This is a genomic window from Bacillus sp. FSL R5-0654 (assembly GCF_038008745.1).
GTDB lineage: Bacteria > Bacillota > Bacilli > Bacillales > Bacillaceae > Bacillus > Bacillus safensis.
Window position 1 is genome coordinate 2,794,563 of sequence record NZ_JBBOZV010000001.1, and the last position, 26,028, is coordinate 2,820,590.

32 protein-coding genes are annotated in these 26,028 nt (G+C 42.1%); 12 read left to right on the forward strand and 20 right to left on the reverse strand.

Features of this window, described 5'->3' with window-relative positions; translation table 11 throughout:
• Positions 1 to 22 precede the first annotated feature (22 nt).
• Genes NSS76_RS14215 through NSS76_RS14235 form a run of 5 tightly spaced genes read right to left on the reverse strand, consistent with a single transcriptional unit; the run spans position 23 to position 4,877 of the window.
• A complete protein-coding gene (locus NSS76_RS14215) occupies positions 23 to 817 on the reverse strand; it encodes an alpha/beta hydrolase family protein (protein ID WP_332285493.1) in 795 nt (264 codons plus the stop codon).
• Entirely contained in the window at positions 814 to 2,325 is a 1,512-nt protein-coding gene (locus NSS76_RS14220) for a phytoene desaturase family protein (protein WP_185853786.1), read from the reverse strand. Before NSS76_RS14220 ends, NSS76_RS14215 begins: the two co-directional genes overlap by 4 nt.
• Positions 2,322 to 3,449, reverse strand: a complete 1,128-nt coding sequence (locus NSS76_RS14225) for a glycosyltransferase (protein WP_332285495.1) — start codon at positions 3,447 to 3,449, stop codon at positions 2,322 to 2,324. The genes NSS76_RS14220 and NSS76_RS14225 overlap by 4 nt, the downstream gene beginning before the upstream one ends.
• The gene (locus tag NSS76_RS14230) at positions 3,434 to 4,180 is read right to left on the reverse strand and encodes a lysophospholipid acyltransferase family protein (protein WP_332285496.1); all 747 of its coding nucleotides are present in this window, start codon (positions 4,178 to 4,180) and stop codon (positions 3,434 to 3,436) included. The genes NSS76_RS14225 and NSS76_RS14230 overlap by 16 nt, the downstream gene beginning before the upstream one ends.
• Positions 4,149 to 4,877 carry a carotenoid biosynthesis protein gene (locus tag NSS76_RS14235; protein ID WP_212051420.1) on the reverse strand — a complete coding sequence of 243 codons (729 nt, stop codon included), beginning with the start codon at positions 4,875 to 4,877 and terminating at the stop codon, positions 4,149 to 4,151. Before NSS76_RS14235 ends, NSS76_RS14230 begins: the two co-directional genes overlap by 32 nt.
• A 174-nt stretch (positions 4,878 to 5,051) precedes the next feature.
• Here NSS76_RS14235 and NSS76_RS14240 point away from each other — a divergent pair, with 174 nt between their 5' ends.
• The 3 genes from NSS76_RS14240 to NSS76_RS14250 are packed head-to-tail and all read left to right on the forward strand — an operon-like array spanning position 5,052 to position 7,620.
• On the forward strand, positions 5,052 to 6,053 hold the full coding sequence (locus tag NSS76_RS14240; RefSeq protein WP_024426224.1) for an ABC transporter substrate-binding protein: 1,002 nt from the start codon (positions 5,052 to 5,054) through the stop codon (positions 6,051 to 6,053).
• A gap of 15 nt (positions 6,054 to 6,068) precedes the next feature.
• Positions 6,069 to 6,839 carry an ABC transporter ATP-binding protein gene (locus NSS76_RS14245; RefSeq protein WP_024426225.1) on the forward strand — a complete coding sequence of 257 codons (771 nt, stop codon included), beginning with the start codon at positions 6,069 to 6,071 and terminating at the stop codon, positions 6,837 to 6,839.
• 34 nt (positions 6,840 to 6,873) lie between these two features.
• Positions 6,874 to 7,620: an ABC transporter permease gene (locus NSS76_RS14250; RefSeq protein WP_370880888.1), complete on the forward strand. Its 747-nt coding sequence runs from the start codon at positions 6,874 to 6,876 to the stop codon at positions 7,618 to 7,620.
• Positions 7,621 to 7,653: 33 nt separating this feature from the next.
• Here NSS76_RS14250 and ytkD read toward each other — a convergent pair whose 3' ends face one another.
• Positions 7,654 to 8,130 carry an RNA deprotection pyrophosphohydrolase gene (ytkD, locus tag NSS76_RS14255; RefSeq protein WP_025093666.1) on the reverse strand — a complete coding sequence of 159 codons (477 nt, stop codon included), beginning with the start codon at positions 8,128 to 8,130 and terminating at the stop codon, positions 7,654 to 7,656.
• A 248-nt stretch (positions 8,131 to 8,378) separates the two neighbouring features.
• Here ytkD and NSS76_RS14260 point away from each other — a divergent pair, with 248 nt between their 5' ends.
• Positions 8,379 to 8,990, forward strand: coding sequence for a TerD family protein (locus tag NSS76_RS14260; RefSeq protein WP_232624226.1), 612 nt, complete (start codon positions 8,379 to 8,381; stop codon positions 8,988 to 8,990).
• 22 nt (positions 8,991 to 9,012) lie between these two features.
• Entirely contained in the window at positions 9,013 to 9,798 is a 786-nt protein-coding gene (locus NSS76_RS14265; RefSeq protein WP_024424922.1) for an AIM24 family protein, read from the forward strand.
• A gap of 28 nt (positions 9,799 to 9,826) precedes the next feature.
• Here NSS76_RS14265 and NSS76_RS14270 read toward each other — a convergent pair whose 3' ends face one another.
• The 4 genes from NSS76_RS14270 to NSS76_RS14285 all read right to left on the reverse strand — a co-directional run bounded on the left by NSS76_RS14270 (position 9,827) and on the right by NSS76_RS14285 (position 11,493).
• Positions 9,827 to 10,135, reverse strand: a complete 309-nt coding sequence (locus NSS76_RS14270) for a hypothetical protein (RefSeq protein ID WP_024425787.1) — start codon at positions 10,133 to 10,135, stop codon at positions 9,827 to 9,829.
• Positions 10,136 to 10,178: 43 nt separating this feature from the next.
• On the reverse strand, positions 10,179 to 10,583 hold the full coding sequence (locus NSS76_RS14275; protein ID WP_024424924.1) for a phage holin family protein: 405 nt from the start codon (positions 10,581 to 10,583) through the stop codon (positions 10,179 to 10,181).
• A gap of 153 nt (positions 10,584 to 10,736) precedes the next feature.
• A complete protein-coding gene (locus tag NSS76_RS14280) occupies positions 10,737 to 10,928 on the reverse strand; it encodes a hypothetical protein (protein WP_024424925.1) in 192 nt (63 codons plus the stop codon).
• A 127-nt stretch (positions 10,929 to 11,055) separates the two neighbouring features.
• Entirely contained in the window at positions 11,056 to 11,493 is a 438-nt protein-coding gene (locus NSS76_RS14285) for a Dps family protein (RefSeq protein WP_024424926.1), read from the reverse strand.
• Positions 11,494 to 11,624: 131 nt separating this feature from the next.
• Between NSS76_RS14285 and ytzI the strand changes: the two genes are divergently transcribed.
• Positions 11,625 to 11,771 (forward strand): YtzI protein, encoded by a 147-nt coding sequence (gene ytzI / locus NSS76_RS14290; RefSeq protein WP_003217544.1) that lies wholly within the window; start codon positions 11,625 to 11,627, stop codon positions 11,769 to 11,771.
• A gap of 8 nt (positions 11,772 to 11,779) precedes the next feature.
• On the opposite strand, the gene NSS76_RS14295 is transcribed toward ytzI, so the two are convergent.
• Together NSS76_RS14295 and NSS76_RS14300 are read right to left on the reverse strand one after the other, a co-directional pair.
• Positions 11,780 to 12,217 carry a FixH family protein gene (locus NSS76_RS14295; protein ID WP_332285503.1) on the reverse strand — a complete coding sequence of 146 codons (438 nt, stop codon included), beginning with the start codon at positions 12,215 to 12,217 and terminating at the stop codon, positions 11,780 to 11,782.
• A 118-nt stretch (positions 12,218 to 12,335) separates the two neighbouring features.
• On the reverse strand, positions 12,336 to 12,809 hold the full coding sequence (locus NSS76_RS14300) for an S-ribosylhomocysteine lyase (RefSeq protein ID WP_003217624.1): 474 nt from the start codon (positions 12,807 to 12,809) through the stop codon (positions 12,336 to 12,338).
• A gap of 126 nt (positions 12,810 to 12,935) precedes the next feature.
• Between NSS76_RS14300 and yidD the strand changes: the two genes are divergently transcribed.
• Positions 12,936 to 13,160, forward strand: coding sequence for a membrane protein insertion efficiency factor YidD (gene yidD / locus NSS76_RS14305; RefSeq protein ID WP_024424928.1), 225 nt, complete (start codon positions 12,936 to 12,938; stop codon positions 13,158 to 13,160).
• Position 13,161: 1 nt separating this feature from the next.
• Here the strand turns inward: yidD and NSS76_RS14310 are convergent, their stop codons facing one another.
• Positions 13,162 to 13,728 carry a beta-class carbonic anhydrase gene (locus tag NSS76_RS14310; protein WP_024424929.1) on the reverse strand — a complete coding sequence of 189 codons (567 nt, stop codon included), beginning with the start codon at positions 13,726 to 13,728 and terminating at the stop codon, positions 13,162 to 13,164.
• A gap of 214 nt (positions 13,729 to 13,942) precedes the next feature.
• Between NSS76_RS14310 and NSS76_RS14315 the strand changes: the two genes are divergently transcribed.
• Entirely contained in the window at positions 13,943 to 14,926 is a 984-nt protein-coding gene (locus NSS76_RS14315; RefSeq protein ID WP_103132322.1) for a metal ABC transporter solute-binding protein, Zn/Mn family, read from the forward strand.
• 76 nt (positions 14,927 to 15,002) lie between these two features.
• Here the strand turns inward: NSS76_RS14315 and NSS76_RS14320 are convergent, their stop codons facing one another.
• The gene (locus NSS76_RS14320) at positions 15,003 to 15,245 is read right to left on the reverse strand and encodes a type B 50S ribosomal protein L31 (RefSeq protein ID WP_024424931.1); all 243 of its coding nucleotides are present in this window, start codon (positions 15,243 to 15,245) and stop codon (positions 15,003 to 15,005) included.
• Positions 15,246 to 15,421: 176 nt separating this feature from the next.
• Between NSS76_RS14320 and NSS76_RS14325 the strand changes: the two genes are divergently transcribed.
• The 4 genes from NSS76_RS14325 (at position 15,422) to NSS76_RS14340 (ending at position 18,266) form a co-directional block, all read left to right on the forward strand.
• A complete protein-coding gene (locus tag NSS76_RS14325; RefSeq protein WP_133744338.1) occupies positions 15,422 to 16,753 on the forward strand; it encodes a cytochrome ubiquinol oxidase subunit I in 1,332 nt (443 codons plus the stop codon).
• 22 nt (positions 16,754 to 16,775) lie between these two features.
• Positions 16,776 to 17,822 (forward strand): cytochrome d ubiquinol oxidase subunit II, encoded by a 1,047-nt coding sequence (locus tag NSS76_RS14330; RefSeq protein WP_192929571.1) that lies wholly within the window; start codon positions 16,776 to 16,778, stop codon positions 17,820 to 17,822.
• A 68-nt stretch (positions 17,823 to 17,890) separates the two neighbouring features.
• Positions 17,891 to 18,049: a DUF1540 domain-containing protein gene (locus NSS76_RS14335; protein ID WP_008360682.1), complete on the forward strand. Its 159-nt coding sequence runs from the start codon at positions 17,891 to 17,893 to the stop codon at positions 18,047 to 18,049.
• 25 nt (positions 18,050 to 18,074) lie between these two features.
• Positions 18,075 to 18,266 carry a hypothetical protein gene (locus NSS76_RS14340; RefSeq protein WP_024424934.1) on the forward strand — a complete coding sequence of 64 codons (192 nt, stop codon included), beginning with the start codon at positions 18,075 to 18,077 and terminating at the stop codon, positions 18,264 to 18,266.
• A 106-nt stretch (positions 18,267 to 18,372) separates the two neighbouring features.
• Here the strand turns inward: NSS76_RS14340 and menC are convergent, their stop codons facing one another.
• The 6 genes from menC to NSS76_RS14370 form a co-directional block, all read right to left on the reverse strand.
• On the reverse strand, positions 18,373 to 19,497 hold the full coding sequence (menC, locus tag NSS76_RS14345; protein WP_024424935.1) for an o-succinylbenzoate synthase: 1,125 nt from the start codon (positions 19,495 to 19,497) through the stop codon (positions 18,373 to 18,375).
• Positions 19,484 to 20,944, reverse strand: coding sequence for an o-succinylbenzoate--CoA ligase (locus tag NSS76_RS14350; RefSeq protein ID WP_341082405.1), 1,461 nt, complete (start codon positions 20,942 to 20,944; stop codon positions 19,484 to 19,486). The genes menC and NSS76_RS14350 overlap by 14 nt, the downstream gene beginning before the upstream one ends.
• Before the next feature lie 71 nt (positions 20,945 to 21,015).
• Positions 21,016 to 21,834, reverse strand: coding sequence for a 1,4-dihydroxy-2-naphthoyl-CoA synthase (gene menB / locus NSS76_RS14355; protein ID WP_024424937.1), 819 nt, complete (start codon positions 21,832 to 21,834; stop codon positions 21,016 to 21,018).
• A 20-nt stretch (positions 21,835 to 21,854) separates the two neighbouring features.
• Positions 21,855 to 22,676, reverse strand: a complete 822-nt coding sequence (gene menH / locus NSS76_RS14360) for a 2-succinyl-6-hydroxy-2,4-cyclohexadiene-1-carboxylate synthase (protein ID WP_133744340.1) — start codon at positions 22,674 to 22,676, stop codon at positions 21,855 to 21,857.
• Positions 22,658 to 24,403 (reverse strand): 2-succinyl-5-enolpyruvyl-6-hydroxy-3-cyclohexene-1-carboxylic-acid synthase, encoded by a 1,746-nt coding sequence (menD, locus tag NSS76_RS14365; RefSeq protein WP_234107318.1) that lies wholly within the window; start codon positions 24,401 to 24,403, stop codon positions 22,658 to 22,660. Before menD ends, menH begins: the two co-directional genes overlap by 19 nt.
• Positions 24,396 to 25,814 carry an isochorismate synthase gene (locus NSS76_RS14370; protein WP_103132316.1) on the reverse strand — a complete coding sequence of 473 codons (1,419 nt, stop codon included), beginning with the start codon at positions 25,812 to 25,814 and terminating at the stop codon, positions 24,396 to 24,398. Before NSS76_RS14370 ends, menD begins: the two co-directional genes overlap by 8 nt.
• Positions 25,815 to 26,028 lie beyond the last annotated feature (214 nt).

The following is a 26,028-nucleotide window of genomic DNA, read 5'->3' on the forward strand; positions in this document are numbered from 1 at the left end:
TTTCTATATTTCGTTATACTGCTTATTTTACCACATTTCCGCTTTTTCGGCTGTGCATCCATGTGGTCAGCCTTCTCACAATTTCTCGATTATGCTGCGGCGGGAAATAGTGGTTGTATCCGTGGAAATACCATGTCTCCACGGACTTTCCGTGCTGGCGCAGCGCATCTTCTAACAAATACGCATGCTCAATCGATACATTTTGATCTTCTTCTCCGTGGATGATAAGGACAGGTGCTTCAATTTTGTCCACATCATTTAAAGGGGTTCTGTTCTCATATGCCTCTGGCACCTTATGCGGCGGTCCGCCAATCACACGCTTCATCATCCGTCTCATATCCACACGCTCTTCATAAGTCAGTTTCATGTCACTGACGCCTCCCCATGTGACAAAGGAAGCCGCATCCTGTTTCATTTCAACAGCGGTCCAAATGCCCATAATACCGCCTCGCGAAAAACCAAAGATATGAATGCGGTCCTTCTTCACTTTTTTGTGCTGTTTTAACAGCTGAAAGGCAGCGAACGCATCTTTTCGATCTTCTCCGGCAAAATCTTCGTTCCCTTCGCCTCCTTGGTTTCCTCGGTAAAAGGGAGCAAAGACGACAAAGCCCTGCGCGGCAAATTGCACAATCCGGCCTGGTCTGACCATCCCCACATTTTTAATGCCGCCTCGTAAATACAAAAAGCCGTCGTAGAGACCTTCTCCGGCCGGTTCAGCGAGCAGCCCTTTCATCCGAAGTCCATCTGCCTCATAGGTCACTGTATATAAGTGAATATGCGGATGGGGCGACGGAAACCTTCTTTTTTCCACAATCACTCGATTTCTCTCCTTTTCATCTTTGAATACGTCCATTGCTTCAGCATCGCTTCTGCGACAAGCTGGCCTGATTTTGTCACCATCGGCGTGCCGCCGCCTGGATGACTTGTTCCTCCAACAAACCAAAGTCCTTCAATATCTTTTGACTGATTATTGATGCGAAAGAACGCCTGTTTGAACGAGTTTGAAGACATGCCATAAATGGCTCCGCGATATGCCCCCGTTTTCTGCTGCAGATCGAGCGGGGTTTGAACCGCTTCATATTCAATAAGCTCATCCAAATCAAAAAGACCTTTTTCCATTAATTTGTTTTTTACATGCTGACGATATGTCTCCTTTAGCATGTCCCAATCTTGCTCATTTGTCACATAAGGTGCATTGGCCAGTACAAACAGATTGCTTCTTCCCGGTCCTCCGCTTAAAGCTGGTTCTGAATGACCTGAATAGCATATGTAAAGCGTCGGATCTTGAGGCAGTTGTTTTTTCTGAAAAATATCCTTGAATTCTTGCTCATAATCCTCAGGGAAAAACACATTGTGATGAGCCAGCTGTTCATAGACTTTAGGTACTCCTAATAAGAGAACAAAGCCCGACAACGACGGTTCAATGCCAGACAATTTTTGATTTAAAAAACGAGGACGGTCTTTTTCATCTATGAGATGACGGTATACAGTCAGCGCATCTGCTCCTGCAATGACTTGATCTGCCTCATACATCTGCTGATCCGTCTCCACTCCTTTGATCCGCCGATCCTTCACATGAATCTTGTTCACTTGTTCATTGAGATAAATCTGAACGCCTAATTCTTTTGCCAGCGTCTCAAATGCCTCAACTAAACGATATGTACCGCCCTGTATTCCATAAATCCCTTTCTCTCCTTCTAAATATGCCATCATATTAAAAATAGCCGGCGCCTCGTAGGGAGAAGAGCCAATATAAGTGGCATACCGTCCAAACATCGCCAATGTATGGGGATGACGGAAATATTGACGCAGCAGGCGCTGAACCGATGTGAATGGTTTGACAGCAAGAAGTGCTTTCATCAGCTTTACATCCGCCTTATCCTTCCAGCTCAATAACAAACGATTTAAAAACTGCTCCTCTGCCTTTTGAAAAAGCGTCTTTGATTCCTGTAAAAATGCGCGGTATTGCTTCGCATCTTCAGGACTGAATGCAGCAATTTGTGATTCCATTTGCTCAATATTCGGCGTAAACTCGACCGTATGTCCATCTGGAAAAATATTTTTGGTCAGCGGAGAAATCGGATAAAAGGTCACATAATCCTCCATCCGTCTATGACAGGATGTAAACACTTCTTCAAAATAGGCCTTCATTGTAATGGTGCTCGGTCCTAAATCAAAAGAGTAGCCTGCCTCGTGATGGCGTTGCAATTTCCCCCCTAAAGCCGCTTCTTTTTCTAAAATGGTGACCTGAACCCCGCGTGACTGTAGACGGATCGCGGCTGATAATCCGCCAAGTCCGCCGCCGATGATGATCACTTTTTTCATTCGTACCTTCTCCCTTTCCATTCATACCCTTCTTTTTTGAGACCGATTTTCATAGAAGCAAAGCCAATGGCGATCAGGCTTAAAATACTGACCGGCAATAAAAAAGCCATCGCAGATGTCCGCCCATTTTCAGTATCAATTGCTGCTTTAATCGATACACCCAGCCCATAGCAAAGAATGGCTAAGCATATGCTCAAAACATCCAGCTGAAACAATGCGATCATGAAACAAATGACAGGAACCAAATAAAGGAGGGTGTATAAACAAAAGACACTGCTTAACAAAGCAATGCTTCGATTCACGCCCGGGAACAAATTTTTGCGGTAACCTTCCCAAACCTCTTGTCCACTTTCATACATTCTCATATACACAAATGGATGAATGCTTGCAAGTGTGAACGGAAAGCCTTTTTCCTTCACCCTTCTAGCCAAGGCCATATCATCAACGAGTGAATCCTTGATCGCTTCATGCCCGCCGATGTCGTGATAACAATTCTTTTCAATGGCAATAAAACCACCATGTGCTGCGGCAAAAGCGGGGTTCTTAGATTTTCTTACCCATTTCACTGGCAGATGACAGCCAATGGTAAACATCATCATAGGAACGACAAGATGCTCAAAAAATGTACCTGTTTTTTGTTCTGGAAAACCTGACAGCATGCCCGTTTTTTGCATACATAACTGCTTGTATACTGATTCAACTGCCCCTCTTTTTAACCGGACATCCGCATCTAAAAATAGCAGCCAGTCAGAAGCTGCTGCCTCAGCGAGCTGAGAGCAGGCATATGATTTACCAAGCCAGCCCCGCTTTAATGGCTGACCTGACTGGACACGGATCCACTGGTATTTTTCTGCGAACCGCTCCACCATCGCTCTTGTCTGATCTGTCGAATGGTCATCAAGGATGATGAGCTCTTTCGGATAAAAGCGTTGATCAACGATCGACTGAAGACAGGCTTCTATTCGTTTTTCCTCATTTCTCGCTGGAATCAGAATTGATAATGAAATAGGTTCACCCGGCGAAAAGGGTGCTGGCTTTAAAACAGGAAGCTGCTTCATATTCCATATGGTGAAAATAAACTGACAGAGCAAGAGTACACTGATTACGGTTAAGAAGACCGCCATGTTTTCACCCACTTTTTAAAGGAATCAAACGCATCACTTGTTGATTGACTTGTCCTCGTCATCTGTCTAAATTCTTGATTAGTTGAAAAATCAGGATCTGCGATGACCTGTGCTTGATGTGCATTTAGCTGCGTTTCAAGCAGATCTCTAAGCAGATGCGTCACGTCCTTGCTTCGAAGCTCTCCGCCAGATACTAAGGTATCTTCACCAAACACAGCAGATACTGTCGGTTTTTGAAATTGATTAAATGTATAATGCAAGGTCACAGGCTTCACGACAACTTGCTCAAATTGTCTCACTAAAAATGATGCCCCGCCCTCCAATTCAAGCGGCCGCATATCCTGATGCATGATTTTCCCCTGCGGGAAAAGCCATATAGCCCCGCCAGCCTGCATGTTCTCTTTTGCCGTCATTAATGCTTGCTTCACACTTTTCAGATTCTTTTTCTGAACCGGAAAGGCACCAAGCTTTCGGAAAAAGGCATATTGCTTCAGCTGTTTCTCCTCCATCATCATATAATGATCGAGTTCGGACGCTTTTTCTGTTAAAAGAAAGATGATCAGTCCATCCCACCATGAGCTATGATTGGCGAGATAAAGAACAGGCAGCTTCTCGTTTGGGTCCACAGCGCCTTTCATCATCACAGAGCGGAAATGTTTATGAAGTAAATACCGCTCAAGATAAAGAGAAAATATACGTCTAAACGATCGGCTTTTGTCGCTTTCTTTCAAATTGAACCCTTCCTTCACACAAAATAACAATGATCAGTGCTAAATAAAAAATGACATCGAGCCCGCCCTTTAATGCCAGCACACCAAAAAAGAACACCATTGCCTGATAAATACGGCTCGTCCAGCTCAGAGCCTTTTGATCAATCTGAACAAGCGGGAAGAGAAAGGAAAGTCCTGCTCCAATCATACCCCAGCTCACAAAATTCTCAAAAGGAATACCATAAAAACCACCGCCGTCATACCACACCCAAAATTTCCGTTCAGCCGCTACTGGGTCTAATATGAGGTCAAGCAAGACAATCCATATCCCCGTTTCGACAGCTCGTTTCCATTTTGACTGCTGATTGGATAAAAAAAGGCTGTTTAAAAACACACCAACCCATGCAAAAGCAATGGTTAAAGGCACCCCTGCCACTAGAAAACCTAACGTCGGATAATAGTCATAGGCCCCGAAAGGAAAACCGGTTGTGATCCCTATCCATTCAACCGTAAATGTCAGCACCCCGACAATAGCTGCCCTTTTGATCACAAACCCCCATGAACCATAAATATTTCGCCCAATTTCTATCACACAGCAGGCATACAGCACAAGGAAAATGCCATTTGCAAACTGAAGCCATGCTGGCACTTCAAAAGAGACCATTAATATGAGTCCTACTAAATACCATCCAAGAAATACCCAACTCACTCTATACACGAAACCGCCCCTTTGTTTCTGCCAAATTCAAGAAAGTATTCATGCTTCTAGTATAGAAAAAAAGACACGTTCTATAAATAAACAATGCGCTTCTTATTTTCATCTAGGCACTCACCAAAAATCCCTTTTGACATACTTTAATTAGTGATCTAGAACAAAGGAGGCGAATTACTCTTGAATCGTTCCATCAAAGTCAGACTGGCATTCATCGTCGTTGTCCTGCTCTTTATTCCATTTGTCGCCTGTAAAAAAGAACAAGAGCAGACCGTACAAGTAGCCGAGGTGACCCATTCGGTTTTTTATGCTCCGCTATATGTTGCCTTATCTGAGGATTTCTTCAAAGAAGAAGGGCTAGAGGTTGAATTAAAAACGACTTGGGGCGGTGATAAAACGATGACAGCTCTCTTATCCGGCGGTGCAGATATCGCCCTGACCGGATCTGAATCCTCTATCTATGTAGAGGCTCAAGACACAAAAGACTCTGTCATCAACTTTGCACAGCTGACACAAACAGACGGTACATTTCTTGTTTCAAGGGAGAAAGTGAGCGAATTCTCTTGGGATCAATTAAAAGGAAAAGACTTTCTTGGACAGCGGAAAGGCGGCATGCCGCAAATGGTCGGTGAATATGTCCTGAAAAAGGAAGGCATTGATGTAAAAAAGGATCTCCGCATGATTCAAAATATTGATTTTGCCAACATTTCAGGTGCTTTCTCCTCTGGAACTGGCGATTTTGTGCAGTTATTCGAACCGACAGCATCCTTAATTGAAAAAGAAGGCAAAGGGTACATTACCGCCTCCTTTGGAGAGGCTTCCGGAAAGGTGCCGTATACCACCTTCATGGCAAAGAAGAGTTACTTAGAGGAAAACAAAGAAACAGCTGAAGCCTTCACTCGCGCCATTTACAAAGCGCAGAAATGGGTAGAAGCCAAGCAGCCGGAGGAGATTGCCAAAACCATTCAATCTCATTTTCCTGACACAGAACTTGATGTTTTATCAACTGCCATTAAACGCTACAAACAGCAGGACTCCTATGCAACAGATCCCCTTCTGAATGAAGAGGAATGGAACAAATTGCAGGAAATCATGAAGGAGAGCGATGAATTGCCGAAATTTATCCCGTACAAACAACTTGTCAATTCATCCATTGCAAAGAAGGTCACAGAACATAAATAGAATAGGAGGTAGCACATGTCTTTCCTTCAAATTGACCATGTGACCCACACGTACTTCTCTTTAAAAGAAAAAACAACGGCCATACAGCATATCAATATGGAGATAGACCAAGGAGAATTTATCTCATTTATTGGTCCCAGCGGCTGCGGAAAAACCACCCTGCTGTCTATCATTGCAGGAATAACGCCGCCCTCTGAAGGCCGAATTTTAATCGAAGGAAAAGAACCGAATCAAAAAGAGCATCAAATCGGATACATGCTCCAGCAAGATTATTTGTTTCCTTGGAAAACCATCAAGGAAAATATCATTCTCGGGTTAAAAATCACCAAGCAAGATTCACATGAAGCCACCTCCGCCGCTCTTGGCTTACTGCCTAAGCTTGGCCTTCATGATGTAGAGGAAAAATACCCGAAGGAGCTGTCAGGCGGTATGAGGCAGCGTGCGGCTCTCGCCCGAACGCTTGCAGTGAATCCCGGTCTGCTTTTACTAGATGAACCCTTTTCAGCTCTAGACTATCAAACCAAACTCACTTTAGAGGATCTCGTCTTTCATACACTCAAAAACTATCAAAAAACAGCGGTCCTTGTGACACATGACATTGGCGAAGCCATTGCGATGAGTGACCGCATTTTCTTATTCTCTAAGCATCCTGGCTCAATCAAGAGAATTTTTACCGTTCCAGATGAACTGAGGACTCTTTCTCCTTTCGATGCAAGACAGACCCAGAGTTTCCAAGAGCTCTTTCAAACGATTTGGAAGGAGCTGAAAACAGTTGAAACACAGTGACCTTTTACATGAAGCCTATCGCAAAAAATACCGAATGGAAAAACGCATGACCCGAATCTATCAGTTCATTATTTTCGCCAGCTTCTTTTCGCTTTGGGAGCTTGCCAGTCATTTTCGTCTTATCGATCCACTGATATTTAGTTCACCATCAGCAGTCTGCCAATTATTTGTACAAAAAATATCCGATGGGTCTTTAATGAATCATATGAGTATTACATTATTTGAAACGGTGCTCGGATTTCTACTTGGTACCTTTTGCGGTATTTTGCTCGCTGCCGCCTTATGGTGGTCTACCCGCCTGGCAAACGTTCTTGATCCTTATTTAGTCATTTTAAATGCCATGCCAAAAGTTGCCCTCGCTCCGATTTTAATTGTTGCCCTTGGGCCTGGCATGATCAGCATCGTTGCCATGGGCGCAATCATTAGTGTGATCATTACGACGATCGTCATATATACAGCCTTTCAAGAGGTCGATGAGAATTATTTAAAGGTGATGAAAACCTTTGGTGCGAAAAAAAGCGTCGTCTTTCGCGAGGTCATTTTGCCAGCTAGTATTCCAACGATGATTTCTGCCATCAAGGTCAATGTCGGCCTTTCTTGGGTTGGGGTTATTGTAGGGGAATTTCTTGTTTCCTCAAAAGGGCTCGGCTACATGATCATTTACGGCTTTCAAGTCTTCAACTTTACACTCGTGTTCTTAAGTCTTTTCATTATTGCCGTGTTTGCGACCATCATGTACCAGCTTGTGGAATGGCTCGAACGCCGTTTTCTTCAAAAATAAAAAGGCACAGGGATTGTCACCCCTGCGCTTTTTTTAACGAATCAAACCGTTCTTTTCTAAATAAGCAAGACTTTGTCTTAACACATCATCTTTCATAATAAAACTGAAATTCTTATTTTTGGCGATGGATCTTGGCAAGTCTGCGAAAAGAACGGGTCCTTTCGTTTCAAAATACGTGTCTTGCTTCACTAGCTTTTCAATATCAGCGAAATAAATATTCTTGACAATGACCTTTTCTCTGCCCAGCACCTGATATTGACCAATATACGTTAATTCACGAACAACAGCACCCGTCTCTTCTTGAATCTCCCGTATAGCGGCTTGGTCTGCTTCTTCATCCGGCTCAACTTTCCCTCCTGGAAACTCATAGCCCCGATCCTCATGTTCAGTGAGCAGCCATTTCCCTTGGTAGCGGCAGATGGCCCAAACATGCTTAGGATGACTTGAAAAAGGCTTCTCCTCAAAAGAGAGCTTGACCGTATTATGATAATAGTCTTTAAATACATGCATGTGAAATCCCTCATATCCTGTCCTTGCTTCTTGTAAAACATCATACCACAGATCACATTTATCTGAAGAATTTTTATCAAAAGTGAAACAAACGAGTGGTTCCAACTCGTCTGTATCTAAAATGAGGTATTGTTGCTAAAACCTTTTTATTATCTCCAACTTCACCCAATTTTAATCATGAAACCTTTTATCCCTATATGACGTAAATGAATCAGTGTTTGTCCTATGACAACGAGGAGGAAATCAGCATGAGTATAAAAAATGGGTCAAAACAAAACGCACCCCATGAGGTGATCAAGAAACACCTCATGAAAGGGCAAAAGTTAGATTTAACAAAAGACAATCCAGCGGTCGACCAAATTCATATCGGGCTTGGCTGGGACCTGGCTGGTCAGCCAATTGATTTAGATACGCAAGTCTTTCTTTTAAATGAAGAGGACAAGCTGTTGTCTCCTAAGCATCTGATCTATTATCACCAGCAGCAAAGCTTAGATGGAGCTGTTCGTCATCTTGGTGATCATCAATTTGGCGGAGGGTATCGAGACAATGAAATGATTATTATGCAATTAAGCAGAGTCTCACCTGATATTCATAAAATTGTCGTCACAGCCACGATACATGATGCACACGAACGCCAGCATCATTTTGGACAAGTCACCAATGCCTACGTGCGACTGACGGATCAAATCTCGCAGCAAGAGATTTGTACCTTTCAGTTAACAGAGGATTATTCGTATTGTACATCCATTATATGCGCTGAACTCACGAGAGATCAGGAGGAATGGAAAATCACGGCGACCGGGCAAGGGACTACTCTAGATTTAAATGATTTATGCCGCATCTACGGATTTACATCATGACGCAGGAAAGGAGCCGGCACCTATGGGATTTCATTTCAACACGATAGAAGAACTTACCTTACAAGCAGAAGGCAGCGGAATCTTTTTTGCCAAAAAAGGCGCCATGATTGCTGATCAAGGAAGTTTCCAATACCGCAAGCGATTACTTGGAACGAATAAAGGAAATATGGTCAGCCAAGTATTTAACCATATCAGCAGGAAATTCACAGGTGAAAACCTTGAGATGATGGAAGTGAGTGGACAAGGTACTTGCTACTTGGCGGATGCAAGCGAGCATGTAACAGTAATTAATCTTGAGCCAAGCGGTCCTTGGCAGCATGTAAGTGTAGAAAGTGAAGATTTACTTGCCTTTACTGAGGAATGCCATTACGGCGTCACACCAGTAGGCGTTGGTATTTTATCACAGAAAGGACTGTTTACATCAAAACTCTCTTATCAAGGGCACGGAGCGCAAGTCGCTATTAAAACGAATGGAAATCCGCTCATTTTAAAAGCCCCCTGCCGTGTAGACCCTGACGCAATTGTTGCTTGGACAGGCAAAGCACCGAAGGTCAAACTCGATGTGAACTGGAAAACTTTCATTGGACAAACATCTGGCGAATCCTACTTATTTGAGTTCCAGGAACAAGATCAAATCGTCATTATCCAGCCATCTGAGCGCACATCTGGCTTACGGGTGGGCTTAGATGATAATCGCTACAAACCTCAGAGCCAGAGCTCCTCTCATGAATTCACCAATTCACAGCAAGAAAATAGAGGCGGCGGGATCAGTGATTTGATCGGAGGCATTTTACAACCGCGAAAATAAAGCATGTAGAGATTCTCTACATGCTTTTTCAATTCATCAAACCATTTGTCTCAATAAAGCTCCTTGTTTCTTCATTGCCGAGCTCATAAATCATTGTGTAAATCTCTTTTCTTTTTCTATCCATTTCATCATTTGGACTATCATAATGATATTCAAGAAACGGAACATGCGCCCGAAAGAAGCCTTTCCAATCTGTCATATACTGTTCATCGAAGTAGTCTCTCAGCTGCAAAATTTGATCATCATCTGCTTCTATTTGAAATTGCCAAGCCGCTGCATCTCTATGCTGCGATATCGATCCATCTTGTACGGATACATAGTATGTGTGTCTCGCCATCCGAATCATCCTTTTTCCTTTAGTATGACCAGATATGAGGAAATTACGGCTTTTTGCGCAATTTATTTTTCAACATGTCCAATACATCAATAAACAACTGTGGAATGGGAACTCCAAGGGCTCTGGCTGTCGAGACGATTTGGTAAGATTCATAAATAATATAAAAGATGATCGCTAAATCCTTAATCGTCCCATTTGTCTTCAGCATGACATCGAAGAAATGTGCCATAGATATTAAGGAGACGGTCACGACCTTTCGAACAAGCCGCGTTAAAAACCGCTTCATTGTGAGCTGCCCAGTCAAAGATTCTCTTAGGCTTGAACAAATTAATTCAATAGCCATCAACGTCACTAAAATCATCAGTAAATATCCTGCTCCACCAAACAGAAAGCCCATCGCCGACAAACTCACTGTAACCAACGAAAAGATGCCTAAATCCTTGCTCACTTGGCATCAACATCCTTTCAAAGTGGAACTCCTTACCTCAATAGTATATGCCGAATTCTCGCAATAGCTTGGACGACAAAAAATAAAGGCGCTGTTATGTATTCAAGTAGACGAATGAGACCAAAAAAGCCGCCCATGAGGCGGCTTCTCTTTTTAGACTCTGACATCAATAAATGAAGCATCTGAATCCTTTGGCTGAACAGCTTGAGGCTGCTGCTGCACTTGATCCAGCATCACCATAGCTTGTGCTGTATTCGTAGCAAGCTGTGAATTCAACAAACTAATATTGAGTGTCTTTTGAATGCTCGCTACTTGCTGACTCATCATTCCTGCAATAGAAGACATCTTCTTCCCTCCCTTCTCTTTTCTCTTCGGCTGAAAGCCCTATGATTTCAATGGGCTGTCTGTCCCGATTCCAATAAAAAAAGAATGTCGGTCTATTGATGACCGACATTCTTTTCACATACGTGTATTATCCTAAATATGCTTTAAGCATCCAGTTGTGTTTTTCAATGGATTGATGAATCGCAAGCAGCATATCACCTGTAGTTTCATCGCCAACCTCTGCAGCCAGCTCCATTCCTTGCTTTAATTCCTCAGCGATATTGGAGAAATCATCATATAGATTTTTCACCATTTGCTCCGCTGATTCTTTGCCTTCTGCTTCTTGAATGCTGGAAATTTCTAAGCACTCTTTCATTGTCGCAACAGGCTGTCCATTTAAAGCAAGCATACGCTCAGCCAAATCATCAATATATGTAGCTGTTTCTGTATATAGTTCCTCAAATTTCTCATGGAGTGTAAAGAAATCTTTCCCCTTTACATACCAATGATAGTTATGTAATTTCACGTAAAGCACAGTCCAATCAGCTACTTGTTTATTGACGACGTTTAATAATTGTTCAGACATATTTATTCCTCCTTATGTAATTGCGTTTAGTATGAGAATACCCTTTTCTTATTATACTGAAACCTGCCGTCAATTTCTTCTATTTTGACTGCATGAAATATATGTTAATATGGAAATAAGGAGGGAGTTAGATGCTGTTACTTGGGATTATCAGTTTTATCATTATCTCAATCGTTGTCTTTTTATCATTGTGGACGACATCGAAAGCTTATGAATATAAGCATAAAGTCGATTCACCACAGGATGCAGAACCAAATCAACGTCCTAATCCAAAATAAATCCGCTTTTAATGATGTGAGGTTTCTTCTTCTGCAGTAGTTGAACTCTCTTTTTTCACCTCACCTACGTGGATGTTCGTTTTCGGCATATTATGCTGCTGTTTAGCTGTCACATGGACTTGTATGATATAAAGGCCATCTTTTTTGAAGGCTGTGTGCAATTCGTATACACCTTTGTTTTCTTTCTTTGGCTGAATCATCTTGCTGTTATCCTTGTCGCCATCTTTCCACACTTCAAATTGAACATCATCTGCATCATCAACAGGCGTATCACCGTATGTGACAGCTGCTTTTACTATAACGCTTTCATTTTTATCCACTTGCTCAGGTCCTGTGAGCTTTACTTCTAATAGCTCAGGTACTTCCCCTTTGCCGCTATTTGCTGCAGAGTTTCCACATGCACTCAATAACGTAAGCATCAGAATCATTCCCAACATTTTTCGCATCCTGCGTTTCCCCCTTCTTTTACTGACATGTCCATTTTAACAAATATCCCCTATTTTGACATCTCTGTTTAAATTCAAATAAAAAACCGGACATCTAAATGTCCGGTTCATCATTCTATTAACCAAATACTTTTAAAAGCTCTTCTTGATCCTGGGAAAGCCAGAAACGCATTAAACGTTTTGCCCCTTCAAGATCATGAAGCTTCGCTTGGCCGCATTGCTCTTCATTTGCAGCAGGAATTTCTGTTACTTCAACCGCATCCTTGAATGTTGCATCAAGAAGTTCTACGATCTCTTTTGGAGTTGGTGCACCACTGACAACTAAATAGTAGCCCGTCTGGCAGCCCATTGGAGAAATATCGATGATATCAAAATGATCATATTTCTCTGAGTGTGTTCTAATATTAAACGCAAGCAAATGCTCTAATGTATGAATCGTATCAGGTTTCATCGCCTGCTTGTTGGGCTGACAAAAACGAATATCGAATTTATTTACTTCCCCATCTGATCCCACTTTATGAACGCCGCAATGACGAACATATGGCGCTTTTACAGCATTATGATCAAGTTCAAAGCTTTCGACTGAAGGCATAATCACCACTCCTATAATTGCAATTTCCTATATTATAACATATTTCTCCGACCAGTTTAGTTTATAAAACTTTCCTTCCTTGTTCTTTTTTCTTATACTGTGGAAGACAGACAAGGAGGAACCTCTATGAAACAAATTTTTATCGGCATGATACGCTTTTATCAAAAATGTATTTCCCCTCTGACACCGCCAAGCTGCCGGTTTTATCCAACATGCTCAAACTATGGACTAGAGGCAATCAAAACGCATGGAGCGGTCAAGGGCGGCTGGCTCACCATAAAACGGATTTTGAAATGTCATCCGCTTCACCCTGGCGGCATCGATCCTGTCCCGCCTAAAAAGGAAAAGTAACTTACTTTTCTTCATATCCGTTGACAACTAAGTCAAGCTTCCCTGTTCCAGGGTCAATGACAAGCCCGTGTACAGGTACATCTGATGGAAGAAGCGGGTGATTTTTTACTACAGACACACTGTCCTTCACGCTCTCTTCAACTGAACTAAAGCTTTTGAGCCACTGTTTAAAATCAATTCCTGAGTATTCCAGTACTTCAATACGTTTTTCTGGAATACCGCGCTCAACGGCTTTATTTAAAAGTGTCTGGCTGTCTATTTTACTCATCCCGCAATCATGGTGCCCAATGACATATACCTCGTCAGCATTTAATTCGTAAACAGCAACTAAAATACTTCGCATAATACTTCCAAATGGATGAGAAACAAGCGCCCCAGCACTTTTGACAATCTTAATATCACCATTTTTCATGTTCATGGCACGCGGAAGCAGTTCAACAAGTCTTGTATCCATACACGATAGAATGACAGCTTTTTTCTGTGGAAACTTTGTTGTTGTAAATTCTTCGTATTTCTTTTCTTCAATAAATTGTTGATTATATTCGATGATTTCATCTAAAAGTTTCATACGTTTGTCCATTCCTTTATCTTTTTTTAAAAATAAATATAGCACAATGTAAGAAATTTCGTCACGTGTTGCTGCTTATTTTTTTAGAGGAAACATCTGCTGACGAAAATTTTTTATTTTCCTCTTTTCAAATCGTAATTATTACGATACAATAACTCAGGACATTAAATCGTAATCATTTCTATCTATTAGATTGAGAGGAGACATTTTCTACATGAAAAAAATCTTTTTTATTTTAACAGCTGCTTTATTCGCGATCGGTCTTGCCGCTTGCTCAAGCAGTGCGGGCACTAATGCTTCAAAAGGAAAGGCAGACGGGAAACTAATCATTTACACCACGATCTTCCCAATTCAAGATTTCACTGAAAAAATTGGCGGCTCTCACGTTCATGCTCAAAGCGTGTATCCTGCAAATGCAGATGCACACAGCTTTGAACCAAGTTCAAAAACAATGGTTGAAATGGCTGAAGGTGATGCCTTTATCTACAGCGGCACAGGGGCTGAAGCATTCGCAGACAAAACTGCTGCCACTTTAAAAGACCAAGGTGTGAAAACAGTCAAAGCAGCCGAAGGCATCAAATTGTTATCGACAAATGAAGAACATGCACATGAAGAAGGCGAAGATCATGACCATGAAGGTGAAGACCATGATCATGACGGGCACGATCACGGAGATAAAGACCCTCATGCATGGTTAGACCCGGTTTATGCACAGCAAATGGCGAAAAACATTAAAAACACACTCGTCTCTTTAGATCCAGATCATAAAGACGAATACACAAAAAACTATGAACATCTAAAAAAAGATTTGCAATCGTTAGATCAAGAATTTAAAACAACGTTATCTAAAGCGAAACATAAAGAAATTCTTGTTTCTCACGCAGCTTATGGTTATTGGGAAAAGCGCTATGGCATTGAGCAAATCAGTGTTTTAGGGTTATCCGCTTCTGAGGAGCCATCACAAAAACAGCTCGAAAACATTGTACAAAAAGCAGAAAAGCATCACATTCAATACGTTATTTTTGAAAACAACGTCAGCAGCAAAGTATCAGATACAATCCGCAGTGAAATTGGGGCAAAAAGCTTGACCCTTAAAAATCTAGAATCCATTACTGAGGATGATGTCAAAAATGGCGAAAGCTACGTCAGCTTAATGAAACAAAACTTAAAGACCTTAAAAACTGCATTAAATGATTAATGCTTTGAACCCCGGCTAATCAACCGGGGTTTTTTGCTGTAAAAAAAGCACACCGTTATCAGGCGTGCTTTTTTGATTACATTTGATATTTTTTCTTAAACTGCTCAGCTCTTCCGCCTTTTTCTCCGAATTTTTGACGTCCTGTATAAAAAGGATGCGTATCAGAGCTTGTTTCTACTTTAATGACAGGATACGTTTTCCCATCTTCCCACTCTACTGTCTCGTTTGATGTCTTTGTTGATCTACTCAAGAAGCGGTAACCGCTGTTTACGTCCATAAATACAACTTCATGTGAGGTTGGATGAATATCTCTTTTCAATGTCAAAACTCCTTTCATTAATAAAACGTAATTGTTACGTTTTATATTTATATTCTACTCCCTCTTTTACAACTTGTCAAAAAACAAGCTTTCTTAGTCAGGAAGAATAATCTAAAAATGGTGGAGAATAATAAGCATCATGAAAAAGAGAAGCGATAAGAAAGGCGGAGAAAAAATTGACTGATCTCGTTTTAGCTAGAAGCCTGTTCGGCACAACCATGGGCTTTCATATTATTTATGCCTCGCTCGGCGTTGGCATACCGCTAATGATTTTGTTAGCTGAACTCATCTATCAAAAAACGAAGGACCCGCATTATGCCATCATGGCCAAGCGGTGGACAAAAGCACAGGCTGTTCTGTTAGGGGTCGCCATTCCAACAGGTACTATTGCTGGTACGCAGCTTGCCCTTTTATGGCCAGGTTTTATGGAGGTCATCGGAAAGGTCATGTCACTGCCATTCCAGATTGAAATCTATGCGTTCTTTATAGAAGCATTATTTATGTCTATTTATGTGTACGCAGCGGATCGCCTATCAAATGCAATGCGCATCATTACGGTTATTTTTATCGTCATTGGTGCAGCTGCATCAGCGATTCTAATTACAAACGTACATGCTTTTGAAGGGACACCTGCTGGCTTTCAGATGGTGAATGGAGAAATCACAAATATCGAGCCTTGGAAGGCCTTTTTCAATCCAAGCTTTGCTGTAACTGCTACACATGTTGTGCTGTCTGCTTTTACAACAGGTGCTTTTGTGATTGCTTCAGTTGCAGCTTTTAAAATGCTCAAAACGAGAAAAAATGAAAAGCTATATACATTTCATCGAAAAGCCCTTTTTCTTGGACTCATTGTAGGAGGACTTTTCTCTTTTCTAACAGCCTTAAATGGCCACGAATCCGCTCAGCTTCTGTATGAATATCAGCCTGAAAAGCTTGCTGGAGCTGAAGGTTTATTTGAAACGCAATCACATGCGCCTCTTGCAATAGGTGGTTTTACGGATGCTGATTCGCAGGAAATTAAAGGTGCGATCGAAATACCTTGGGCGCTCAGTTTTCTGGCTGGAAATAGCTTTGATACAGTGGTCAAAGGCTTAAATGATTTTCCTCGTGACGAGTGGCCGCCTTTATTTATACACACATTATTTAACGGCATGGTCATTATTGGATCGGTGCTCATTCTATTTGCGGTATTAGCGCTACTTTACCGTAAAATTTTAAAACGGGACAAATTTCCGAAGTGGCTTCTTTTTCTTTACTTATTCGGCGGGCCTCTTAGTCTTTTGGCTATTGAATTTGGCTGGATCTTTGCTTGTACAGGCCGCCAGCCATGGGTTATTTATCGAATGCTCAAAACCTCAGAGGTTGTCACATCATCAGGCTCGATCGGGACACTTTTTATCCTTTTTGCCATTGTCTATCTCATCTTAGGCATAGCAACCGTTATTGTGCTGACGTACTACTTTAGGAAACATACGATTGAAGAAGACTTACGGTTAACAGAATCTTAAAAAGGGAGCGATCTTGATGCAAATGGATGTTACAACTGATGCGCTCATTGCAATCACCATCTTATGGGGATTCGTTTTTATCTATGCAGTGATGGCATCAATGGATTTCGGCGCAGGATTTTGGTCGATGATTTATATGAATAGAGAACAAACAAAGGCAGCTAATATCGCAAATAAGTACCTTTCTCCAACATGGGAAGTGACAAACGTCTTTATTGTGGCTATCGTTGTCGCATTGTTCAGCTTGTTTCCAGGTGCGACCTTTGTACTTGGTACCGTTTTATTAATACCCGGCAGCATCATATTATTGCTTCTTGCACTGCGAAGCGGGTTTCTCGTGTTTTCTCATTCACTGCCTAAGAAATACCGAAAAGCGGTGACTTACATTTCAGGAATCAGTGGCTTTATCATTCCGTCCATCCTGATCATGGTTCTCCCAATCACCCATGGTGGCTTTATCTTTCAGGAGAACAACGTCTACTCATTAGATCTTGGACTGGTCTTTACAAGTGCAAATGTCTATTCTTTTATCGGCTTTGCCATTTTCAGCACCCTTTTTCTTTCGTCCTTGCTTTTAGCTGATTTCTCTAATGTTGCTGATGAAGATGAAGCTTACAGCATTTATAGAAGAGGGGCGCTCATTACGGGTCCACTTTCACTCATGATGGCCTTTTTTATCATGCTGACATTACGAAGCGAGGCCAATTGGCTGTTCACAAAAATGATGCAGAACATTCCTATTCTTCTTATATCTCTCTTAATGTTTCTGCTCGCAGGACTGGCTCTATTTTTACCAAACAGCCGGTTTAAGCATCGGAAAGGGAGACCGCGCCTTGCCGTCATTGCGATTACCATTCAATATTTCTTAGCAAGCTATGTGTATGGGCGTGCCCATTTGCCTTATATGGCTTATCCAGATATTACAATCATGTCTGGATTTACAGACCCTGTCACATTTAGGGCATTATTTATCACCTATATTGTAGGGTTTATCATCTTGTTTCCCGGATTTTATTTCTTCTGGAAATTATTTATGAAAGATAAGCGCTATATTCGTCAGGAAGATTAACATGAATGGACGAGCTTCATTTCGGTTACATTATAGATGAAAGACATACTCAAAAGGAGGTCATCTGTATGAGTCAAAAAATCCTTTGTGAAGTCAATAACTGTTCCTATTGGAATGCTGGAAACCGCTGTGGTGCAGATGCAATCTATGTCGTCAGCCACACAGGAAATACGGCTGAGAAAAGTGAAGAAACGGATTGTAAAACGTTTAAACCACAAGACCTTTAAGTCTCATTAAAGGAGGCGCTTCAATTTGAAACACGATCGGCTGCTTCAAACGTTTTTTGACGAAATTCATGACGCGGATGAAGCCGCATTCCACCAAGCCGCTCACTCCTTTTTAAATCTTTGGGATTATGAATATGGACATGCATCAAACATGCCAAGTGAAATTCATCAGTATATCGGACAGCTTGCTTATGACAGCGAGCTGGTTGAAGAGTAAGAAAGAGCGGATCACCGCTCTTTCTTTTTTGTTCAGACAGGAAGGAAAAACTTTCTCTCACCATACCTAGATTCTATTAGGGATGCAAAAGATGATTCCTTCGTTTTTATCTCACAAAATCATGTTTTGTAAACACGTCGATTTTATCTGAAAACGAACGGAGCGCTTGGTAATCAACCTCCACGCCCATTCCTGGGGAGCGAGGCACCTCAATAAACCCATTTTCAACCTTAATTTCAGGAAAAATGATATCCTGCTCCCAAAATTTTGACGAAGCTGAAATATCACCGGGAATCGTAAATTGAGGAAGCGAAGCAAGTGCTACGTTCTGCGCTCGGGAAATACCTGTTTCAATCATCCCTCCGCACCATAACGGAATTTGATGCTCCTTACTGAACGTATGAATTTTAAGAGCCTCTGTCAATCCGCCAACTCGTGAAGGCTTCACATTAATAATTTGACAACTGCCAAGCTCTACAGCTTTTCTAGCATCATCTAAAGAACAAATACTTTCATCTAAACAAATCGGCGTTTTTAAATGCTTTTGCAAATGGCGGTGGTCCACAATATCATCTGCTGCTAAAGGCTGTTCAATCATTAATAAACGAATATCGTCGAGCTGCTTAAGCTTGCTGATATCTTTTAATTCATAAGCAGAGTTTGCATCTGCCATTAATGGCAGATCAGGAAAAGACTCTCTGATCTTTTGAAGAAGTCCAATATCTTGTCCTGGTTTAATTTTCACCTTCACCCGCTGATATCCTTGGTCAACAAATTGCTGAATTTGCTCAAGCATATCGTCAATAGGGCCTAACCCCGCCACAACACCAGATGGTATTCTATCTTTTGTACCGCCTAATACATCGCGTAAAGACTTATTCTCACGCTTCGCATAAATATCCCAAACAGCCGCTTCAATGCCTGCTTTCGCCATCCTATTGCCTTTAAAATGATACAGACTGTCCGGGATTTCTGAAGGATGTGTAAAGGTGCGCGTCAGCACGTTCGGGATAAAGAAAGCTCTCAGCATATGATAGCAAGTCTCAATTGTTTCTTCTGTATACCACGGAGAAGAAAAAGCAGAGACCTCTCCCCATCCAGTCAATCCTGTCTGATCTTTGACTTCAACAATAATAAACTCACGCTCTGAAATGGTTCCAAGACTTGTTGTAAATGGCTGTTTAAGCTTCATCGTGACATGATATAAAATTACTCGTTCAATTTGAATCATTTGAAAACCCCTTTGATCTGAGTCTGTGCCTTTGCAATTTATTCGACGCATTTCTTGGCAGCTCGTCCACAAAGTGAAAAGCGGCGGGCCATTTATATTTGGCTAAATGCGAACCACATAAAGCATAGAGCTCATTCTCCGGTATCTTATCATCTGTTACAAGGAAAGCAGCAGGTACCTCTCCCCATCTATCATCATACATACCCGTTACTCCGGCTTCCTTGACATGCGGATGTGTTAGCAGAACCGCTTCAATTTCCGCAGGATAAATATTTTCTCCGCCAGAAATAATTAAATCTGAACGGCGGTCAAGCACAAATAAGAACCCTTCCTCATCCACATAGCCAATATCGCCCGTTTTCAGCCAGCCCTCATCAAAGGCAGCCGCGGTCGCTTCTTCACGGTAAAGGTATCCTTTCATCACATTTGCACCTTTCACCATAATTTCGCCATGCTCAAAAGGACGGCAAATGCGATCACCGTCTTGAATTTTCAGCTCACACCCAAAAAGAGGTTTTCCCGCTGACCCAAGCTTCTCTACACTAAATTCGGGCGCAAGGGTCACAATTTGTGAACAGGTTTCCGTCATCCCGTACGATTGAAAGACAGGAAAGCCCTTCTCTTTGCTTTCTTGAAGCATCGCATAAGGCGCAGGTCCTCCGCCTAATAAAAGACAGCGCAAAGAAGACGGACATTCTGCCAATCTGCTTAACAAACGAGATAACATCGTCTGCACAACAGAAATCATCGTTACACGATGCCGTTCAATAGAATGCTTTACTTCATCGACGTCAAACTTCTGATGAAGCACGACTGTCATTCCATATATCACAGACTTAAATAAAGCAGATAAGCCGCTAATATGAAAAAGAGGCAGGGCAATGAGCCAGCGGTCATCCTCTCTGAGACCCAGATTCAGTGCAGAGGAAACAGCACTATGAAAATGATTGCCAAACGTTTGCTCTACCCCTTTTGGACGTCCTGTTGTCCCAGATGTATACATGATGGTCGCTGTTTCATTCAAATCAAATTCACTCTCGATCTTGTTGACATGACCTTCCCCTGGTTTAGGTAAAGTTTCCATTGTATAAACGTGTAAATCACCCTCATGGTCGCTTGCATAACTAGATTCTGTTAATAACGCCGCGGCTTTTGCATCTTCTAGCTGATAGCGCCTTTCAGCTTTTGTCAGCTTATTATTCAATAGCACAATTTTTAACCCTAATAAAAAACAGGCATGTACAAGCATCACCATATGAGGATGATTGTTCATCAAAAGCGCAACCGTTTCCCCTTTTTTCAATGATGTCTGAGCAAGTCTATTTGAAAGCTCTTCCGCTTCTTGAGCTAATTCGTGAAATGTCCACTCTTTCTCTTGATAAATGAGTGCGACTCGATCTGGCGTTAAATAGGCACGGTGCAGCAGCCAATTAGGTTGCTTCATCATGACACCTCCTTTTCGTAAAAGAAAACAGCTTAGTCTGATGCACTAAGCTGTTGTTCATTGATATCATTGAATCAAGGGAAACGCGGGAACTGGCCGAAGTCCGGCTTGCGTTTTTCCTTAAAGGAATCGCGTCCTTCTTTTGCTTCATCTGTTGTGTAATAAAGAAGTGTCGCATCTCCTGCAAATTGCTGAATTCCAGCTAATCCATCCGTATCTGCGTTAAATGCAGCCTTCAAGAATCGTAAAGCAGTCGGGCTCTTTTCTAGCATCTCCTCACACCACTTCACCGTTTCCTCTTCAAGCTGATCTAATGGGACAACTGTGTTAACAAGTCCCATATCAAGCGCTTCTTGTGCATTGTATTGACGGCATAAGTACCAGATTTCTCTTGCTTTCTTATGACCAACAATACGTGCAAGGTAACCTGAACCATAACCAGCATCAAAGCTGCCTACTTTTGGACCTGTTTGTCCAAAAATCGCATTATCTGCTGCAATCGTCAGGTCACACACAACGTGAAGAACGTGGCCTCCGCCAATCGCGTAACCTGCTACCATTGCGATAACTGGTTTTGGAATGACACGAATCAAACGCTGCAAGTCTAATACATTTAGACGTGGAATTTGATCGTCTCCTACATAACCGCCATGGCCGCGAACTTTTTGGTCTCCACCAGAACAGAATGCTTTTCCGCCAGCACCTGCAAGTACGATCACACCAACTTCTGAATTATCACGAGCCCGTGAAAATGCATCAATTAATTCACTAACAGTCTTCGGGGTAAACGCGTTATGTACGTGCGGACGATTAATCGTAATCTTTGCGATCCCATTGTACGTTTCATATAAAATTTCGTCATACTGACGCTCAGTTTGCCATTCAATAGCCATCAATATTTCCTCCTCTAATCTTACGCTAAAATAAACTCACTTACTATTTTACCAAAAAAATGTGGTTGTTCCACATGAACTGTATGCCCAGCATGCTCAGCCAATATAAATTGACTTCCTTTCAGCTCCTGCTGCATACGTTTCCCGATATGGCAGAACTTTTCATCAAGCGTTCCGCAAATGAACAATACAGGCAAATGAATATGCTTTAATGCCTTCCAAACAGATGGCTGTGAACCTGTTCCAATTCCTTCTAAGCTGCGAGCCAGCCCAAGAGGATTGGCCTTCAGTCTTCCCTCTCTCAGCTCAGTCTGCCTTTCGGCTGATAAAGTTTTCTGCGAAGCAAACAAAGGAATGCTTTCCCAAAAATCCACAAACTTCACTAAGCCTTCATGTCTAATCTTTTGAGCAAGCTGATGATCATGCTTTAGTCTTGACATCCGCTCTTTAAAAGTGCGAAGCCCAGGAGATGTACTCTCAAGAATCAATTTATTGACACGATCTGGATAACGAGCGGCAAATGATAAAGCAATACGTCCTCCCATAGAATATCCGAGAATATTCACTTTGTGAAGCTTTAATTGGTTTAAAATCTCTACAAGATCTGCCAGCTGCTGAGACATGGCATATCTTCTCACACTTTCTGGCGAGTCCGTACGCCCATGTCCAAGCAAGCTGATCTGAATCAGTCTTGTATTCTCCAAATAAGCATTCAAGAACGTCCAAGACGCTGCACTTCCAGTGAAGCCGTGTAAGCATAATGTGGCATTTGCTGCCGAAGGGTTCTGGTCCACCACTTCGTACGCTACCCCATCACGCATTCTTATGATGAGAGAAAGCATTCTTTTTTCACTTCTTCCAATATGTCATCCATCATTTGACGATGCTTGTCTACACGGGAATGACGATCTGTTTCAATTTCAATTAAATGAAGCCCTGGTTCATCGATATGCGCCATGTACACATCATGTAACTCTTGTTTCGTTGACGGTTTCGAATAGGTTCCCCCATATAACTTCGATGCATACTCAAAATTCAGTCCTGTCGGCGTACCGAAGAGCTTTTCATAATAAGGTTTATCAGACGCCTGCGGAAGGAAAGAAAAGATACCTCCCCCATCATTGTTTATCAAAACAACTGTCAGCGGAATGTCCATCAGCTTAGCTGCAAGCAGACCGTTCATATCATGGTAAAATGATAAATCTCCAATGACTAAAGTGACTGGCTGCTTCAATGCTGCATACGTGCCAAGTGCTGTGGACACAACGCCGTCAATGCCATTTGCTCCGCGATTCGCCATCATTCGAAAAGGCTTGGACTGAGTCTCAAAAAATGTATCTACATCACGAATCGGCATACTATTACCGATAAAAAGGACACTCTCCTTTGGCAAGAGGTGCTGAAGCTGACGGTACACATTCCCTTCAAAGGACAAATCCTCATCTGAATAGCGGGCTGCATGCGTTCTGAATGAAGAATTAGCATTCTGCCAGCAGTTTAAGAAACTTGTCTCTTTACGTTGTACTGCTTGATTTAATGCTGCTTCTACAAAAGCAGAGACAGTACTTTCAATGACGTATGAAGCACTTAACCCAGGATCACGGAAGCCTCCGGCAGCATCAACAACAATCTGCTTTACTTCCGCATGTTTTTCCAGCCACTTGAATAAGGGCTTAGATACAGGCATCGGTCCAAAGCGAATGACCATATCCGGTAATAGATGCTGCTGCAATGCTTCATCTTTTAATAAAGAATCATACGCATCGATGATCAGATCTTCATTTTCATGCCCGTTGCGCAAAAGAGAAAGCGGGTCAGCTAAAATAGGTAAATGCAGAGCTTTCGAAAGGCGTAAAACCGCCTCTTTTTCTTCCTGTGTATGAAGTTCACCAGCCACAATCAGTCCCTTTTTGGATTGGTTCATGACGGTTACGATTTCAGACATCACTCGATCATTTGGGAAAGCCTGACCTGATGCTAATACCTTTTTCGTGTCTGATTCTTCTCGCGCGAAAGGGTCAATAGACAGATCAGGAAGCAATGGTTCTCTCAGAGGTACATTGATCTGAACAGGCCCCTTTGGCTCCTGCATCGACATGTGATTTGCTCTCGCAGCTGCTGTCTGAACATAACGCAGCATCGTTTGACTTTCCTCTGGCAATGCTAAGTCTGTGAACCATTTAACAAACTTACCGAATAAGAATTGCTGATCAATCGCTTGAGGTGCCCCAACTTCCCTCAATTCGTGCGGCCGATCAGCAGTTAACACAATAAGAGGTACACGAGAATAATGCGCCTCTACAATGGCTGGATAAAAGTTAGCAGCTGCTGTACCTGATGTACAAATAAGCAGCACTGGTGATTGACTTGCTTTTGCAAGACCAAGCGCATAAAAAGCAGCAGACCGTTCGTCCACTAAAACATGGACATGGATGTCTTGATGAGCAAGGGCCAGCATCGCAAGCGGAGTTGAACGAGAACCAGGACAGACAACTGCCTCTTTCACACCACCTTGGACGAATTCATCCATCAATCTGCCTATATATGTTGTCATGATGTGATTATTCAATAGGATGACCTCCAAGAGCAGACAGCATTGGTCTTAACTTCACTTGTGTTTCCTCATACTCCTGCTTTGCAAGGGAATCCTCTACAATTCCACAGCCGGCGAACAAACGAACACGATCTTCCTCAATAAGACCTGACCGAATGGCTACAGCAAATTCTCCATTATCCTGAGAATCAATCCAGCCTACCGGCGCTGCATACCAGCCGCGCTTAAGCGGTTCGATTTCACGAATCACTTCAACCGCCTTTTCCTTAGGATATCCGCCTAATGCCGGCGTCGGATGAAGCTGCTCAATTAATGAAAAGAGGGAACAGCTGCTTTTGATTTCTCCCACAATCGGTGTAAACAAATGCTGAATGTTTTTTGTTTTATAAAGACTTGGTTGATTTGGTTTATGCACATGAAGGCAATTCGCTTTAAATGCTTGCTCAATCATATTGACGACAATTTGATGTTCAATCAAATTCTTCTCATCATGCAGCAGTTCCTCGCCTAATGCGTAATCCTCCGCTTCATCTTTTCCGCGAACAATGGAACCTGCTAAACAGGATGAAAAGACCTCTCCGCCGCTTTTTTTCACTAAGCGTTCCGGCGTGGCTCCGACAAATGCTTGTCTTCCCTGTTCAACCGCAAATACATAACTCGTTGTTTGGTGCTTTAATAATTCTGCTAATAGTGGAGCAAGTTCAATTTGATTTTTATAGTGAAGCAAGACTTCTCTTGCTAAAACAACCTTTTCATATTCGTTTGCACGAATGTGGTCTGTCGCTTCTTGGATCGCCTTCATCCATTCGTTCACATCCAGCTCTTCCATATGAACAAGTTCAGCTTGTCCACCAGTCCGTACTGGCAATGTCTCGAAACGAGAGGCTTTTTGTTCTAATTCTTGAATAAGCTGATGAACATTCCCGTCCACCTGCTTCCACTCATTGATCGTAAGAAAACTGCCTTCTTTTGAGACAGTCAGCATGATCGATGGCACAAAAAAATGAGCCTCGCCAAATGCTTCCCAATGACGCGCCTTCTCTTCCTGCGGATCAAACGAGAATCCTCCAAATAAAAGCGGACCAACAGCCGCTTGCTTTAACTCCTTCTCATCATGAAAATGGAACATGTGCTGTTTTAGCTGTTCCCATTCTTGATGGACTATATCGAATCGTTCCTTGCCTTGCTCAGATGATTTAATGACGGCCGCTCTGCCAAGTCCAGAAAATATCATTTGGCTTTCTGGATCAGACCAAAAAAACCGCTCGCCTAAAAAATCCGCTTCGCCGCTTTGGAAAAAGGCAAGAGGATCCAGATCGTCAACTCTTCTGGAGTAGCTTATCAAAACAGCATGGTTGACGTTATTCGCTTCTTCTAATGTCGCGAGCGCTTCCTGCCGGAAAGTACTTTGCACTGTTGTCACCATGATACATTCCTCCAAAATCCATGAAATAACATAAAAAATAAAACCATAACAAAAAAATACATGAACATTCGAATATGTCGAATGACCTGCTTTTCTATTATAAACCTTAACAGATGAACTTAGTAAAGAAAACAGCTTTTAAAACCTCGAATCCTTATTATATCACGCTTTCAAGATTTTTTCGCTCCTGCTTATTGAAACGAGAGCATCAAAG